This is a genomic window from Enterobacter sp. UPMP2061, assembly GCF_053709615.1.
Genome location: NZ_JBSKJP010000001.1, coordinates 397,313 through 412,788, shown reverse-complemented (window position 1 = coordinate 412,788; position 15,476 = coordinate 397,313). Strand labels below are relative to the sequence as shown.

At 54.2% G+C, this 15,476-nt stretch carries 12 protein-coding genes and 7 tRNA genes; 18 read left to right on the top strand and 1 reads right to left on the bottom strand.

Annotation, left to right across the window (positions count from 1 at the left end; translation table 11 throughout):
* Nucleotides 1-183: 183 nt before the first annotated feature.
* From nagB to ACWKXX_RS01945, 12 genes are all read left to right on the top strand, one after another.
* Nucleotides 184-984, top strand: coding sequence for a glucosamine-6-phosphate deaminase (nagB, locus tag ACWKXX_RS02000; RefSeq protein ID WP_003858663.1), 801 nt, complete (start codon nucleotides 184-186; stop codon nucleotides 982-984).
* A gap of 56 nt (nucleotides 985-1,040) precedes the next feature.
* Nucleotides 1,041-2,189 (top strand): N-acetylglucosamine-6-phosphate deacetylase, encoded by a 1,149-nt coding sequence (gene nagA / locus ACWKXX_RS01995; RefSeq protein WP_045328931.1) that lies wholly within the window; start codon nucleotides 1,041-1,043, stop codon nucleotides 2,187-2,189.
* Nucleotides 2,190-2,197: 8 nt separating this feature from the next.
* A complete protein-coding gene (gene nagC, locus ACWKXX_RS01990; protein ID WP_261666369.1) occupies nucleotides 2,198-3,418 on the top strand; it encodes a DNA-binding transcriptional regulator NagC in 1,221 nt (406 codons plus the stop codon).
* A 45-nt stretch (nucleotides 3,419-3,463) separates the two neighbouring features.
* Nucleotides 3,464-4,216: a ribonucleotide monophosphatase NagD gene (gene nagD / locus ACWKXX_RS01985; RefSeq protein WP_003858667.1), complete on the top strand. Its 753-nt coding sequence runs from the start codon at nucleotides 3,464-3,466 to the stop codon at nucleotides 4,214-4,216.
* Nucleotides 4,217-4,466: 250 nt separating this feature from the next.
* The gene (gene asnB / locus ACWKXX_RS01980) at nucleotides 4,467-6,131 is read left to right on the top strand and encodes an asparagine synthase B (protein WP_015571128.1); all 1,665 of its coding nucleotides are present in this window, start codon (nucleotides 4,467-4,469) and stop codon (nucleotides 6,129-6,131) included.
* Nucleotides 6,132-6,356: 225 nt separating this feature from the next.
* Nucleotides 6,357-6,433 (top strand) — tRNA-Met (locus ACWKXX_RS01975).
* Between the two features lie 8 nt (nucleotides 6,434-6,441).
* Nucleotides 6,442-6,526 (top strand) — tRNA-Leu (locus ACWKXX_RS01970).
* Between the two features lie 23 nt (nucleotides 6,527-6,549).
* Nucleotides 6,550-6,624 (top strand) — tRNA-Gln (locus ACWKXX_RS01965).
* 32 nt (nucleotides 6,625-6,656) lie between these two features.
* Nucleotides 6,657-6,731 (top strand) — tRNA-Gln (locus tag ACWKXX_RS01960).
* Nucleotides 6,732-6,748: 17 nt separating this feature from the next.
* A tRNA-Met gene (locus ACWKXX_RS01955) sits at nucleotides 6,749-6,825 on the top strand.
* Between the two features lie 41 nt (nucleotides 6,826-6,866).
* Nucleotides 6,867-6,941, top strand: a tRNA-Gln gene (locus ACWKXX_RS01950).
* Nucleotides 6,942-6,975: 34 nt separating this feature from the next.
* Nucleotides 6,976-7,050, top strand: a tRNA-Gln gene (locus ACWKXX_RS01945).
* 108 nt (nucleotides 7,051-7,158) lie between these two features.
* Here the strand turns inward: ACWKXX_RS01945 and ubiF are convergent.
* On the bottom strand, nucleotides 7,159-8,334 hold the full coding sequence (gene ubiF / locus ACWKXX_RS01940; protein ID WP_015571129.1) for a 3-demethoxyubiquinol 3-hydroxylase: 1,176 nt from the start codon (nucleotides 8,332-8,334) through the stop codon (nucleotides 7,159-7,161).
* Between the two features lie 135 nt (nucleotides 8,335-8,469).
* On the opposite strand from ubiF, the gene miaB reads away from it, so the two are divergent.
* From miaB to ACWKXX_RS01910, 6 genes are all read left to right on the top strand, one after another.
* Nucleotides 8,470-9,894 (top strand): tRNA (N6-isopentenyl adenosine(37)-C2)-methylthiotransferase MiaB, encoded by a 1,425-nt coding sequence (gene miaB / locus ACWKXX_RS01935; protein ID WP_015571130.1) that lies wholly within the window; start codon nucleotides 8,470-8,472, stop codon nucleotides 9,892-9,894.
* Nucleotides 9,895-10,057: 163 nt separating this feature from the next.
* Nucleotides 10,058-11,104: a PhoH family protein gene (locus ACWKXX_RS01930; protein WP_003858674.1), complete on the top strand. Its 1,047-nt coding sequence runs from the start codon at nucleotides 10,058-10,060 to the stop codon at nucleotides 11,102-11,104.
* Complete coding sequence (ybeY, locus tag ACWKXX_RS01925; protein ID WP_023296118.1) at nucleotides 11,101-11,568, top strand: rRNA maturation RNase YbeY; 468 nt, start codon at nucleotides 11,101-11,103, stop codon at nucleotides 11,566-11,568. Before ACWKXX_RS01930 ends, ybeY begins: the two co-directional genes overlap by 4 nt.
* A gap of 84 nt (nucleotides 11,569-11,652) precedes the next feature.
* A complete protein-coding gene (gene corC, locus ACWKXX_RS01920; protein WP_003858679.1) occupies nucleotides 11,653-12,531 on the top strand; it encodes a CNNM family magnesium/cobalt transport protein CorC in 879 nt (292 codons plus the stop codon).
* Nucleotides 12,532-12,536: 5 nt separating this feature from the next.
* Complete coding sequence (lnt, locus tag ACWKXX_RS01915) at nucleotides 12,537-14,075, top strand: apolipoprotein N-acyltransferase (RefSeq protein WP_017382463.1); 1,539 nt, start codon at nucleotides 12,537-12,539, stop codon at nucleotides 14,073-14,075.
* 380 nt (nucleotides 14,076-14,455) lie between these two features.
* A complete protein-coding gene (locus ACWKXX_RS01910; RefSeq protein ID WP_003858681.1) occupies nucleotides 14,456-15,361 on the top strand; it encodes an amino acid ABC transporter substrate-binding protein in 906 nt (301 codons plus the stop codon).
* Nucleotides 15,362-15,476 lie beyond the last annotated feature (115 nt).

The following is a 15,476-nucleotide window of genomic DNA, read 5'->3' as shown; positions in this document are numbered from 1 at the left end:
TTTTTGTGATTATTGTCACCAAATATCGTATTAAACCCTCCCTTTCACTGGCTAACGACGAAAACTTATTTTATCATTCAAAAAATCAAGACGGATTGATCCGGCCTGAAAGGTTCCAGGTTACGCTTAGTTCAGGTTGCACTAATCATCCGCCCACTTTTACTTAAACTTTAGAGGTGAATAATGAGACTGATTCCCCTGGCAACAGCTGAACAAGTCGGAAAATGGGCTGCTCGTCATATCGTTAACCGCATCAACGCGTTCAAACCAACAGCCGATCGTCCTTTCGTTCTCGGTCTTCCAACCGGTGGCACGCCCCTGACCGCGTATAAAGCTCTGGTTGAAATGCACAAAGCGGGCCAGGTTAGCTTTAAACACGTTGTGACCTTCAACATGGACGAATATGTCGGCCTGCCGAAGGAACATCCGGAAAGTTACCACAGCTTTATGCACCGTAATTTCTTCGATCACGTTGATATTCCGGCTGAAAACATTAACCTGCTGAATGGAAACGCGCCTGATATTGACGCAGAATGCCGTCAGTATGAAGAAAAAATCCGTTCCTACGGTAAAATCCACCTGTTTATGGGCGGCGTAGGCAACGATGGTCATATCGCGTTCAACGAACCGGCATCTTCACTGGCTTCCCGTACCCGTATTAAAACGCTGACCCATGATACGCGCGTGGCTAACTCCCGCTTCTTTGACGGCGACGTCAATCAGGTGCCTAAATACGCGCTGACCGTGGGCGTGGGCACGCTGCTGGATGCCGAAGAAGTGATGATTCTGGTGCTGGGCGCGGTGAAAGCGCAAGCGCTTCAGGCTGCCGTTGAAGGTAACGTGAACCATATGTGGACGATCAGCTGCTTACAGCTGCATCCAAAAGCGGTTGTCGTGTGTGACGAACCGTCCACCATGGAGCTGAAAGTGAAAACGCTGAAATACTTCAACGAGCTGGAAGCTGAGAACATCAAAGGTCTGTAATTGAATAACCGCCTCTTTATATCCGGGGCGGTCGATTTTTTTAACCGGGGGTCGATATGTACGCTTTAACCCACGGTCGGATTTATACCGGCCATGAAATTCTGGATGACCATGCGATTGTAATCGCCAATGGCCTGATTGAACGTGTTTGCCCGCTGGCAGAACTGCCGCCGGAGATCGAACAGCGTTCCCTCAATGGAGCAGTAATCTCCCCCGGTTTCATCGACGTACAGCTCAACGGCTGCGGCGGTGTCCAGTTTAACGATACCGCAGAGGCGGTATCGGTTGAAACGCTGGAAATCATGCAAAAAGCCAACGAGAAATCGGGCTGCACCAGCTATCTGCCTACGCTTATCACCAGCAGCGATGACCTGATGAAACAGGGTATCCGCGTCATGCGCGAATACCTGGCAAAGCATCCGAACCAGGCGCTGGGCCTGCACCTGGAAGGGCCCTGGCTGAATATGGTCAAGAAAGGCACCCATAACCCAAACTACGTGCGCAAACCGGATGCCGAGCTGGTGGATTACATGTGCGCCAATGCCGATGTGATCGCCAAAGTGACGCTGGCCCCGGAAATGACCGGCACGGACGTTATCAGCAAACTGGCCGCTGCCGGGATTGTGGTATCTGCGGGTCATTCGAACGCGACGCTGAAAGAGGCGAAGGCCGGTTTCCGCGCAGGCATTACGTTTGCCACACACCTTTATAACGCGATGCCCTATATTACTGGCCGCGAACCGGGACTGGTTGGCGCCATTCTGGATGAACCAGACGTCTACTGCGGCATTATCGCCGACGGTTTGCATGTCGATTACACCAACATCCGCAATGCCAAGCGGCTGAAAGGTGACAAGCTCTGTCTGGTAACAGATGCCACCGCTCCGGCAGGAGCGAATATTGAGCAGTTCATTTTTGCTGGTAAAACAATATACTACCGGAATGGACTGTGTGTGGATGAGAACGGCACGCTGAGCGGTTCTTCTCTGACGATGATCGAAGGGGTACGTAACCTCGTTGAACATTGCGGCATCGCGCTTGAGGAAGTGCTGCGCATGGCCACGCTTTATCCGGCGCGCGCCATTGGCGTCGATAAACAGCTCGGCGGTATTGCGCCAGGTATGGTTGCAAACCTGACGGCGTTCACACACGATTATAAAATTATTAAGACCATCGTTAATGGTAACGAGGTCGTCACTGAGTAAGTAAAAGTATGACACCAGACGGACAAGCTCAAATCGGTAATGTCGATCTCGTTAAACAACTTAACAGCGCGGCGGTTTATCGCCTGATTGACCAGCACGGGCCAATCTCGCGCATTCAGATAGCCGAACAAAGCCAGCTTGCTCCCGCCAGCGTGACAAAAATTACACGTCAGCTTATTGAGCGCGGCCTGATCAAAGAAGTCGATCAGCAGGCCTCCACTGGGGGCCGCCGCGCGATTTCCATCGTCACGGAAACCCGCAATTTTCAGGCCATTGGCGTTCGCTTAGGACGTCATGACACCACGCTTACGCTCTACGATCTGAGCAGCAAGGCCATTGCCGAAGAGCACTACCCCCTTCCTGAGCGCACGCAGGAGACGCTTGAACACGCGTTACTGAATACCATTGCGCAGTTTATCGAAAGCTGTCAGCGCAAGATCCGTGAACTCATCTCCATCTCGGTGATTTTGCCCGGCCTGGTTGACCCGGAAAGCGGCGTTATTCGCTACATGCCGCATATTAAGGTAGAGAACTGGGGGCTGGTTGAGGCGCTGGAAAAGCGCTTCAAGCTGACCTGCTTTGTTGGTCACGATATTCGCTCGCTCGCGCTGGCGGAGCACTACTTTGGTGCGAGCCAGGACTGCGAAGACTCTATTCTGGTGCGCGTTCACCGTGGTACAGGTGCGGGCATCATCTCGAATGGCCGCATTTTTATTGGCCGTAACGGTAACGTAGGCGAGATTGGTCATATCCAGGTGGAACCGCTTGGCGAGCGCTGCCACTGCGGTAACTTTGGCTGTCTTGAAACCGTTGCCGCCAATGCCGCCATTGAACATCGCGTTCGCCATCTGCTGGAGCAGGGTTACCAGAGCCGCGTCACGCTGGACGATTGTAAGATCGGTGCCATCTGCAAAGCGGCAAACAAAGGCGATGCGCTGGCCTGCGAAGTGATCGAACAGGTAGGACGCCACCTGGGTAAGACCATCGCCATTGCCATCAACCTGTTTAATCCGCAGAAAGTGGTGATTGCCGGCGAGATCGTTGAAGCCGAAAAAGTGTTACTGCCCGCCATTGAAGGCTGCATCAATACCCAGGCGCTGAAGGCATTTCGCCAGAATTTGCCGGTGGTGCGATCTACGCTCGATCACCGCTCGGCAATTGGCGCATTCGCCCTGGTAAAACGTGCCATGCTCAACGGGATCCTGCTGCAACATTTGCTGGAATCCTGATCGGACCTTATAGTAACGCCTTCTTTTTTTGATGTCGGATTGTCCATGACCATTAAGAATGTAATTTGTGATATCGACGGCGTGCTGATGCACGACAACGTTGCCGTGCCGGGTGCTGCGGAGTTTCTTCACCGCATCATCGACAAAGGAATGCCACTGGTTCTTCTCACGAACTACCCTTCACAGACTGGTCAGGATCTGGCAAACCGCTTTGCTACCGCAGGCGTCAACGTCCCGGACAGCGTGTTCTATACCTCTGCGATGGCGACCGCGGATTTCCTGAAGCGTCAGGAAGGCAAAAAAGCCTATGTCGTTGGTGAAGGTGCGCTGATCCACGAGCTGTATAAAGCGGGCTTCACCATCACCGACGTGAACCCGGACTTTGTCATCGTGGGCGAAACGCGCTCCTTTAACTGGGAGATGATGCATAAGGCAGCCTACTTTGTCGCCAACGGTGCGCGTTTTATCGCCACCAACCCGGACACGCACGGTCGTGGTTTTTATCCCGCCTGCGGTGCGCTGTGCGCCGGTATCGAAAAAATCTCGGGTCGTAAGCCGTTTGTTGTCGGTAAACCGAGCCCGTGGATCATCCGCGCCGCACTGAATACGATGCAGGCACACTCAGAAGAAACCGTCATTGTGGGCGACAACCTGCGTACCGATATTCTGGCTGGCTTCCAGGCGGGGCTTGAAACCATCCTGGTGCTTTCTGGCGTTTCACAGCTTGATGACATTGATACGATGCCGTTCCGGCCAAGCTGGATTTACCCCTCTGTCGACGAAATCGACGTTATTTGATTCAGAACCACGCCTCAGGGCGTGGTTTTTCATTTCTGCCGTCTGAAAACATCACTTCATCTAACGAAATCAGCCCTTCATTGAGAAATCATCAATAGAATTGCTTAAGACATACTCTTTTTTTAAGATTCGGCAATCGCCATTGCACTTTTTACGTTTTCATCGGTAAAACGCTTGCGCCCCCTCCCCCTTTTGCGGCATTTTCATAAGCAAGCAACATCACAACGCAACAGGGTTAACGGAGAAGGTTATGTGTTCTATTTTTGGCGTACTGGATATTAAAACTGACGCGGGCGAACTGCGTAAAAAAGCACTCGAATTGTCCCGCCTGATGCGCCATCGCGGTCCGGACTGGTCAGGCGTATACGCCAGCGATAAAGCGATTCTGGCTCACGAACGTCTCTCCATTGTTGATGTCAACGCTGGCGCACAGCCGCTGTATAACGAGAAAAAAACGCACGCGCTGGCTGTTAACGGTGAAATTTACAACCATCAGGCGCTGCGCGCCGAGTACGGCGATCGCTACGCGTTTCAGACCGGCTCAGACTGCGAAGTGATCCTGGCGCTGTATCAGGAGAAAGGCCCGGAGTTCCTCGACGATCTGCAAGGTATGTTCGCCTTCGCGCTGTACGACAGCGAAAAAGACGCTTACCTGATTGGCCGCGACCATATCGGTATTATCCCGCTGTACATGGGACACGATGAGCACGGCAACTTCTACGTTGCCTCAGAGATGAAAGCCCTGGTACCGGTGTGCCGCACCATCAAAGAGTTCCCGGCAGGTAGCTACCTCTGGAGTAAAGACGGCGAGATCCGCCCGTACTACCAGCGCGACTGGTTTGATTATGAGGCGGTGAAAGACAACGTGACGGACAAAGCCGAACTGCGTCAGGCCCTGGAAGAGTCAGTGAAAAGCCACCTGATGTCAGACGTACCTTACGGCGTACTGCTCTCCGGCGGTCTGGACTCCTCCGTGATCTCCGCGATCACCAAGAAATTCGCCGCACGTCGCGTGGAAGATCAGGAGCGCTCTGAAGCCTGGTGGCCGCAGCTGCACTCCTTTGCCGTGGGTCTGGAAGGGGCACCTGACCTGAAAGCCGCCCAGGAAGTGGCAAATCATCTCGGCACGGTGCACCATGAAATTCACTTCACCGTACAGGAAGGTCTGGATGCGATCCGCGATGTGATCTATCACATTGAAACCTATGATGTGACCACCATTCGCGCCTCCACGCCGATGTATTTGATGTCGCGGAAGATCAAAGCGATGGGCATCAAGATGGTGCTCTCCGGCGAGGGTTCTGACGAAGTATTTGGCGGTTACCTCTATTTCCACAAAGCGCCAAACGCCAAAGAGCTGCATGAAGAAACGGTGCGTAAGCTACAGGCGCTGCACATGTTTGACTGCGCGCGCGCCAACAAAGCGATGTCCGCCTGGGGTGTGGAAGCCCGCGTGCCGTTCCTCGATAAGAAATTCCTTGATGTGGCGATGCGCATCAACCCGCAGGACAAAATGTGCGGCAACGGCAAAATGGAGAAACATATCCTGCGAGAATGTTTTGAATCCTACCTGCCGGCGAGCGTGGCGTGGCGTCAGAAAGAGCAGTTCTCGGATGGCGTGGGTTACAGCTGGATCGACACCCTGAAAGAGGTGGCGGCGAAACAGGTTTCTGATCAACAACTGGAAACTGCGAGCTTCCGTTTCCCGTACAACACGCCAGCCTCGAAAGAAGCGTATTTGTACCGTGAGATCTTTGAGGAGCTGTTCCCGGTTCCAAGCGCAGCAGAGTGCGTACCGGGTGGCCCATCGGTCGCCTGCTCTTCTGCTAAAGCCATTGAATGGGATGAATCATTCAAAGCGATGAACGATCCGTCAGGACGCGCGGTGGGCGTTCACCAGTCTGCCTATAAATAATGTTCAGAGTATCATCAGGCCCTCCGGGGCCTGATTTTTTTGCCTCTCTTTTCTCCGCATAAAATCGATTAATAACCAATAATTGTCGAATATTCGGCCTCGCTGTTCGCAACCTAACCAAACAGTCACATTCCGGCTATTTTCATTGAAAAAGGTGTTGACGCTGCAAGGGTCTATACGCATAATGCGCCCCGCAACGCCGATAAGGTAACGCGAAAAAAAGATGGCTACGTAGCTCAGTTGGTTAGAGCACATCACTCATAATGATGGGGTCACAGGTTCGAATCCCGTCGTAGCCACCATCTTTTTTGCGGGAGTGGCGAAATTGGTAGACGCACCAGATTTAGGTTCTGGCGCCGCAAGGTGTGCGAGTTCAAGTCTCGCCTCCCGCACCATTCCCAAGTAAGCGTTGCACGGATGGGGTATCGCCAAGCGGTAAGGCACCGGTTTTTGATACCGGCATTCCCTGGTTCGAATCCAGGTACCCCAGCCATATTTCTTCGATTATGCGGTTCTCCGCGGTATTGGGGTATCGCCAAGCGGTAAGGCACCGGTTTTTGATACCGGCATTCCCTGGTTCGAATCCAGGTACCCCAGCCATCGAAGATTGCAGTACTGGCTACGTAGCTCAGTTGGTTAGAGCACATCACTCATAATGATGGGGTCACAGGTTCGAATCCCGTCGTAGCCACCATATTTATGTTATCGAATACGATTCGGTAAACTGAACATTGTTGGGGTATCGCCAAGCGGTAAGGCACCGGATTCTGATTCCGGCATTCCGAGGTTCGAATCCTCGTACCCCAGCCACTTTAAAGTCGTTAAGCAGTTTGTTTAACGCAATTGGGGTGTCGCCAAGCGGTAAGGCTCTGGTTTCTGATACCAGCATTCCGGGGTTCGAATCCCTGCACCCCAGCCACTTAAAACAAACAAGCCCGCTCTGCGGGCTTTTTTGTTTTTGTTGCTCAGAATAGTGCGGCCTGATGCCCTCACCCTAACCCTCTCCCACGGGGAGAGGGAATAAAGATCAGAGTCCGAGGGCATATTTCAGGGCCTGACGCTTCAGACCACCGGCACGCTCCGCCGCCATCAATCCAATATTGCGCACTATACGCACCGGACCAACATCATTGCTGAACCCGGCATAGAACAGATCCATCCCCGACTGCATAATGAAGTTATCCGCCATACGGCGCGTCTGGTAGCGCTTCAGTACCTGATGGCTGGCCCAGGCTTCCGCGTGGGCGCGAGCGTTACCCAGCACATCCAGTAACGCATCGACGTCACGGTATCCCAGATTCACCCCCTGCCCCGCCAGCGGATGAATGGTGTGCGCCGCGTCCCCCACCAGCACCAGTCCTTCACGGGCATACTGTAACGCATGGCGTCGCATCAGCGGGAATGCGCCGGCGGCAACCGGGGTCACGTTACCCAGACGACTCGGGAAGTGCTGGCGAATTTCGCGCTGCAACTGATCCATGGACAGCCCCTGCAACTGTCGAATGCGCGCCGGTTTGTCGTACCACACCAGCGAGGCCCAGTTATCAAACAGCGGTAAGAATGCATGCGGGCCGTTCGGCGTAAAATGCTGCCAGGTGCTTTCGCCCGGCGCGTTTTCTGACTGAACGGTGATCAGCATGCAGGACTGCTGGTACTGCCAGGCATGGATCCCAATGCCTGCCATCTGCCTGACCTGCGAGTTCGCGCCATCCGCCCCCACCACCAGCTTCACGGCCAGCTCATCGTCGTTGTCCAGCGTCAGGAGATACCCGCCATCATGACGATGCAGGGCTTTCAGCGAGTCCGGAACGCGCAGCGTCACCTTCGGGTGCGCCTCCAGCGCCTGCCAGAGTGCCTGCTGGAGCACGTTGTTTTCCACCATATAGCCCAGGCGCGGCAGTTTCAGCTCGGCGGCATCAAACGACACGTGAGCATTTTCCCACTCCCAGGTTTCAAGACGGCTGTATGGGTGCGCGCGCATCGCCAGCACCGCCTCCCAGACGCCCAGCCCGCGAAGCAGATCAACAGAGGCCGCGCTGATGGCGGAAATACGCACGTCCGGTTGGCTGGCAGGATCGAATGCCGGCGGAGCCGCCTGTTCAATAACGGTTACGTCAAATCCCTGCTGCGCCAGCCCCAGCGCCAGTGCGCCGCCGACCATACCGCCGCCAACAACGGCAACTTCGGTGTTCAGGAGTGTCATGGTCACTATTCCTTATTGAAGAATACCTTAAGTTTACCGGATTTTTGCGGCCCTGAGGTTGACAACCTTCATACTGGTCACAACCGCACCAAAGCATTACAATACGCGGCTTGCAATCCTGAGCTGAGCAAGTCGATGACTAAAAAACTCCATATAAAAACCTGGGGCTGTCAGATGAACGAATACGATTCATCGAAGATGGCCGATCTGCTGGATACCACCCACGGATACCAGCTGACTGAAAATGCGAAAGAAGCCGATGTGCTGCTGCTGAACACCTGTTCAATTCGTGAAAAAGCACAGGAAAAAGTTTTTCATGTGTTAGGCCGCTGGAAGCTTCTCAAACGGAAAAATCCGGACCTGATTATTGGCGTGGGTGGCTGCGTCGCATCGCAGGAAGGTAAGCTGATCCGCCAGAGAGCCCCCTATGTGGATATCGTTTTTGGCCCTCAGACCCTGCACCGCCTGCCAGAGATGATTAATCAGGTTCGCGGCAGCCGTAGCCCGGTGGTTGACGTGAGCTTCCCGGAGATCGAGAAATTTGACCGTCTGCCAGAGCCGCGCGCTGATGGCCCGACCGCCTTCGTCTCCATCATGGAAGGCTGCAACAAATACTGTACTTACTGCGTGGTGCCTTACACCCGCGGTGAAGAAGTGAGCCGCCCGGCAGACGATATCCTGTTTGAAATCGCGCAGCTTGCCGCGCAGGGCGTTCGTGAAGTGAACCTGCTGGGTCAGAACGTGAACGCCTGGCGCGGGGAAAACTACGACGGTACCACCGGCAGCTTTGCTGAACTGCTACGTCTGGTGGCGGCGATTGACGGCATCGACCGCATTCGCTTTACCACCAGCCATCCGATGGAATTTACCGACGACATTATTGACGTCTATCGCGATACGCCAGAGCTGGTGAGCTTCCTGCACCTGCCGATCCAGTGCGGTTCTGATCGCGTGCTGAACCTGATGGGTCGTCCACATACGGTGCTCGAGTATAAGTCCACCATCCGCAAGCTGCGTGAAGCGCGCCCGGATATCCAGATTAGCTCCGACTTTATCGTCGGCTTCCCTGGCGAAACCGCTGATGACTTTGAGCGCACCATGAAGCTCATCGGCGAGGTGAATTTCGACGTCAGCTACAGCTTTATCTTCTCTGCGCGCCCGGGCACCCCTGCGGCCGATATGGTTGACGATGTGCCGGAAGAAGAGAAAAAGCAGCGTCTGTATATTCTACAGGAGCGTATCAACCAGCAGGCCAACGCCTGGAGTCGTCGTATGCTCGGTACTGTCCAGCGTATTCTGGTGGAAGGCACCTCCCGTAAGAGCGTCATGGAACTGTCTGGTCGAACCGAAAATAACCGCGTGGTGAATTTTGAAGGCACCCCGGACATGATCGGTAAGTTTGTGGACGTCGAGATTGTCGAAGTACTCACGAACTCGCTGCGCGGGAAGGTGGTACGCACTGAGGACGAAATGGGTCTGCGAATTGCACAGACTCCGGAATCCGTTATCTCTCGCACCCGCAAAGTCAACGACTCTGGCGTGGGTATTTACCAGCCTTGATCCTTCTGGCCTGCCTGTCCGGCAGGCCTTGTATTTCCTCTCATCACCCCCAATATCTACCGCAACGCTTGCGCCTTTATTGTGTGGCGTGAATAATTTCGGTAATGACCGTTTTATTACGCCGTGTGGCGGCGAGTCAGTTAACTACTCAAAGAGGAACAGTTTGAACATAGATACGCGTGAAATTAGCCTTGAGCCAGCAGACAACGCTCGCCTGCTGAGCCTGTGCGGGCCGTTTGATGACAACATCAAACAACTTGAGCGACGTCTGGGTATCGAAATCAATCGTCGCGATAACCATTTCAAACTCACCGGACGCCCAATCTGCGTCAACGCCGCGGCGGATATTCTCCGCAGCCTGTATGTTGATACCGCCCCGATGCGCGGTGAGATCCAGGATATTGAACCTGAACAGATCCACCTGGCCATTAAAGAGGCGCGCGTGCTTGAGCAGAGCGCGGAGAGCGTGCCGGACTATGGCAAAGCCATCAACATCAAAACTAAACGCGGCGTGATTAAGCCTCGTACCCCGAACCAGGCGCAGTACATCGCCAACATTCTCGACCACGACATCACCTTCGGTGTAGGCCCGGCGGGTACGGGTAAAACCTATCTGGCGGTTGCCGCTGCGGTTGATGCGCTCGAGCGTCAGGAGATCCGCCGTATCCTGCTGACCCGCCCTGCTGTTGAAGCCGGTGAAAAACTGGGCTTCTTGCCGGGTGATTTGAGTCAGAAAGTAGATCCCTACCTGCGTCCGCTGTATGACGCGCTGTTCGAAATGCTCGGCTTCGAGAAAGTTGAAAAGCTCATCGAGCGTAACGTGATTGAAGTTGCTCCGCTGGCCTACATGCGTGGCCGTACGCTTAACGACGCGTTCATCATTCTGGATGAGAGCCAGAACACCACCATCGAACAGATGAAGATGTTCCTGACGCGTATTGGCTTTAACTCGAAAGCGGTTATCACCGGTGACGTCACCCAGATTGACCTGCCGCGTAACACCAAATCGGGTCTGCGTCACGCCATCGAAGTCCTGGCCGAGGTAGAGGAAATCAGCTTTAACTTCTTCCACAGTGAAGACGTGGTACGCCATCCGGTCGTCGCGCGTATCGTTAACGCTTATGAGGCCTGGGAAGAGGCAGATCAGAAGCGCAGGGCCGAACTGGCCGCAGAACGTAAGCGCGAAGCGCAGGAGCATGAACAGAAATGAGTCAGGTGATCCTCGATTTACAGCTGGCCTGTGAAGATAATTCCGACATGCCAGAAGAGGCACAGTTTCAGAAATGGCTGGATGCCGTTATCCCCCAGTTTCAGGAAGAATCAGAGGTCACGATTCGCCTGGTGGATGAAGCAGAAAGCCATGAGCTCAACCTGACCTACCGCGGGAAAGATAAGCCGACCAACGTGCTCTCTTTCCCGTTCGAAGCCCCTCCGGGCATTGAGATGCCGCTGCTGGGCGATCTGATCATCTGCCGTCAGGTGGTTGAGCAGGAAGCCAAAGAGCAGCAAAAGCCGCTGGAAGCGCACTGGGCACACATGGTGGTGCACGGTAGCCTGCATCTTCTGGGTTACGACCATATTGAAGATGACGAAGCGGAAGAGATGGAATCCCTCGAGACAGAGATAATGCTTGCTCTGGGCTATGAGGATCCGTACATTGCCGAGAAAGAATAGTCAGTCACTGACTACCATGCCGCCGCGCAGGGACATAGCGCGGCGGTTAACATTGAACTAACAAGAGAACCCTTAACAAACGCCATGAGCGACGACAATTCACACAGTAGCGACACGACAACCACTAAAAAGGGATTTTTCTCCCTCATTCTGAACCAGCTTTTCCACGGCGAACCGAAAAACCGTGATGAACTGCTGGAGCTGATTCGTGATTCCGGGCAGAACGACCTTATCGACGAAGATACACGCGAAATGCTCGAAGGGGTTATGGACATCGCCGACCAGCGCGTCCGCGACATCATGATCCCCCGCTCGCAGATGATTACCCTGAAACGCAACCAGACGCTGGACGAGTGCCTCGATGTGATTATCGAATCGGCTCACTCACGTTTCCCGGTCATCAGCGAAGACAAAGATCACATTGAAGGGATTTTGATGGCGAAAGATCTGCTGCCGTTTATGCGCAGCGATGCCGAAGCCTTCAGTATGGAAAAGGTGTTACGCCCGGCCGTGGTTGTGCCGGAAAGTAAACGTGTGGATCGGATGCTGAAGGAGTTTCGCTCCCAGCGCTATCACATGGCGATTGTTATTGATGAATTTGGTGGCGTTTCCGGTCTGGTCACAATCGAAGATATCCTTGAGCTGATCGTGGGCGAAATCGAAGATGAGTATGACGAAGAAGAGGATATCGACTTCCGTCAGCTGAGCCGCCACACCTGGACCGTGCGCGCGCTGGCCTCCATTGAAGACTTCAACGATACCTTTGGCACCAGCTTCAGCGATGAAGAAGTGGACACCATTGGTGGTCTGGTGATGCAGGCCTTCGGCCATCTTCCGGCCCGCGGTGAAACCGTTGACATCGATGGTTACCAGTTCAAGGTCGCAATGGCTGACAGCCGACGTATTATTCAGGTTCACGTCAGAATGCCGGACGACTCACCGGTGCCAAAACTGGAAGATTAATGTAAATGGCATTTGCCCCACTCTTTGAACGCCAGCGCGTCCGTTTGCTGCTGGCGCTGTTACTCGGAGCCAGCGGTACGCTGGCTTTTTCTCCTTACGATATCTGGCCGGCCGCTATTCTCTCCCTGATGGGGCTACAGGGTCTTACCCTGAACCGTCGTCCGGTACAGGCCGCGGCCATTGGCTACTTCTGGGGGCTGGGGCTGTTCGGCTCTGGTATCAACTGGGTCTACGTCAGTATCGCGCAATTTGGCGGAATGCCGGGGCCGGTTAACGTCTTCCTGGTTGTGCTGCTCGCCGCCTATCTCTCACTCTACACCGGCCTGTTCGCGGGCATCCTGTCTCGCCTGTGGCCAAAAACGACCTGGCTGCGCGTGGCGATAGCGGCACCCGTTGTCTGGCAAATCACCGAATTTCTGCGCGGCTGGGTACTGACCGGCTTCCCGTGGTTGCAGTTCGGCTATAGCCAGGTAGACGGCCCGCTGAAAGGCCTGGCCCCGGTCATGGGCGTGGAGGCGATCAACTTCCTGCTCATGGCGGTCAGCGGCCTTCTGGTGCTGGCTCTGGTGACACGTAACTGGAAGCCGCTGGTTGCCGCGTTGATCCTGTTTGCCCTGCCCTTCCCGCTGCGTTATATCCAGTGGTTTACGCTGGAGCCCGCGCGCGCCACGCAGGTTTCTCTGGTACAGGGCGATATCCCGCAGTCCCTGAAATGGGATGAGAATCAGCTGCTGAACACGCTGAAAATCTACGCCAACGCCACTGAAAAGGTGATGGGCAAATCGCAGCTCATCATCTGGCCTGAGTCTGCGATCCCGGACCTGGAGATCAATCAGCAGCCCTTCCTGAAGATGATGGACGATCTGCTGCGCGCGCGCGGCAGTACGCTGATCACCGGAATTGTGGATGCGCGTCTCAATCAGCAGAACCGCTATGACACGTACAACACGATCATTACGCTCGGTAAGGACAGCGAATACAGCTATACCTCCACCAATCGCTACAACAAAAACCACCTTGTACCGTTTGGCGAATTTGTTCCGCTGGAGTCTATTTTGCGCCCACTGGCACCGTTCTTTGATTTGCCGATGTCCTCATTCAGCCGGGGCCCTTACGTTCAGCCGCAGCTGCATGCGCACGGTTTTGCCCTGACGGCCGCCATTTGCTACGAGATTATCCTCGGCGAGCAGGTGCGCGATAATTTCCGCCCGGACACCGACTATCTGCTGACCATCTCAAACGATGCGTGGTTCGGTAAATCGATTGGCCCGTGGCAGCACTTCCAGATGGCGCGAATGCGTTCTCTGGAGCTGGCACGTCCGTTGCTGCGCAGCACCAATAACGGCATTACCGCCGTGATTGGTCCGCAGGGTGAAATCCAGGCCATGATCCCGCAATTTACCCGTGAGGTGCTGACTACTAACGTCACGCCAACTACCGGGCTTACGCCTTACGCGCGCACCGGGAACTGGCCGCTGTGGATTTTGACCTTGCTCTTCGGCTTTGGCGCAGTACTGATGAGCCTGCGTCAGCGTCGTAAATAACCTTACCTTCTGTTGCCGGGTGGCGGCTACGCCTTACCCGGCCTACTCTCCGCCGCCCCCACCCGACAATTTCCTCCCAAACTTCAATTCTGGCACGCCTGTTGCTTTGTTTATTCATATCAACGCTGTCTGGCTTAACGTGCAACTTTGTCGCACCAGCGTAGATCATCGGTAGCACCGAAACGGTGCAACGAGGGATTATTGCCTCTGAATGGTGCGGCGCGCTTCGCAAAAATAAACAATAACGCAGCAAAATCTTTACATTAAGCCAGACTAAATGTTAACAAGCTTGCATAACACTGCACTCGCATTGCGCGAGATATAACAACATCACAATGGGTATCTATGCGTCACTGGCGCTGATAAGAAAGGAGTTGGGTATGCAATTACGTAAACTGGCCACAGCAATGCTGGTTATGGGAATGTCTGCGGGGGTTGTCCACGCTGAAGACGCTCCGGCAGCAGGAAGCACTCTCGACAAGATTGCCAAAAACGGCGTGATCGTGGTCGGCCACCGTGAATCTTCTGTCCCGTTCTCTTACTACGACAACACGCAAAAAGTCGTGGGCTATTCACAGGATTACTCCAACGCCATCGTTGAAGCCGTGAAGAAAAAGCTGAACAAACCTGACCTGCAAGTGAAGCTGATCCCCATCACTTCACAGAACCGTATTCCTCTGCTGCAAAACGGCACATTTGATTTTGAATGTGGCTCAACCACCAACAACCTTGAACGTCAGAAACAGGCCGCTTTCTCGGACACCATCTTCGTTGTGGGCACCCGCCTGCTGACGAAGAAAGGCGGCGACATCAAAGATTTTGCTGACCTGAAAGGCAAAGCGGTTGTCGTGACCTCCGGTACCACGTCCGAAGTGCTGCTGCACAAGCTGAACGACGAGAAGAAAATGGACATGCGCATCATCAGCGCGAAAGACCATGGCGACTCCTTCCGTACCCTGGAAAGCGGCCGTGCTGTCGCGTTTATGATGGATGACGCCCTGCTGGCGGGCGAACGCGCGAAAGCGAAGAAACCAGACAACTGGGAAATCGTCGGTACCGCCCAGTCGAAAGAAGCCTACGGCTGTATGCTGCGTAAAGGTGACGAGGACTTCAAGAAACTGATCGATGACACCATCGCTCAGGCGCAAACCTCCGGCGAAGCGGCAAAATGGTTCGACAAATGGTTCAAGAACCCAATTCCACCAAAAAACCTGAACATGAACTTTGAACTGTCTGACGACATGAAAGCGCTGTTCAAATCACCAAACGACAAAGCTCTTAACTAATTAGAACGACAGGGGCGGGATCTCCTGCCCTCTCGATTGTCGGGAAGCATGGACAGACTATACGTTGAGTGGTCGTTCCCCACTCAGCGCAAAAATTGAGCTTCTCACCAATCTT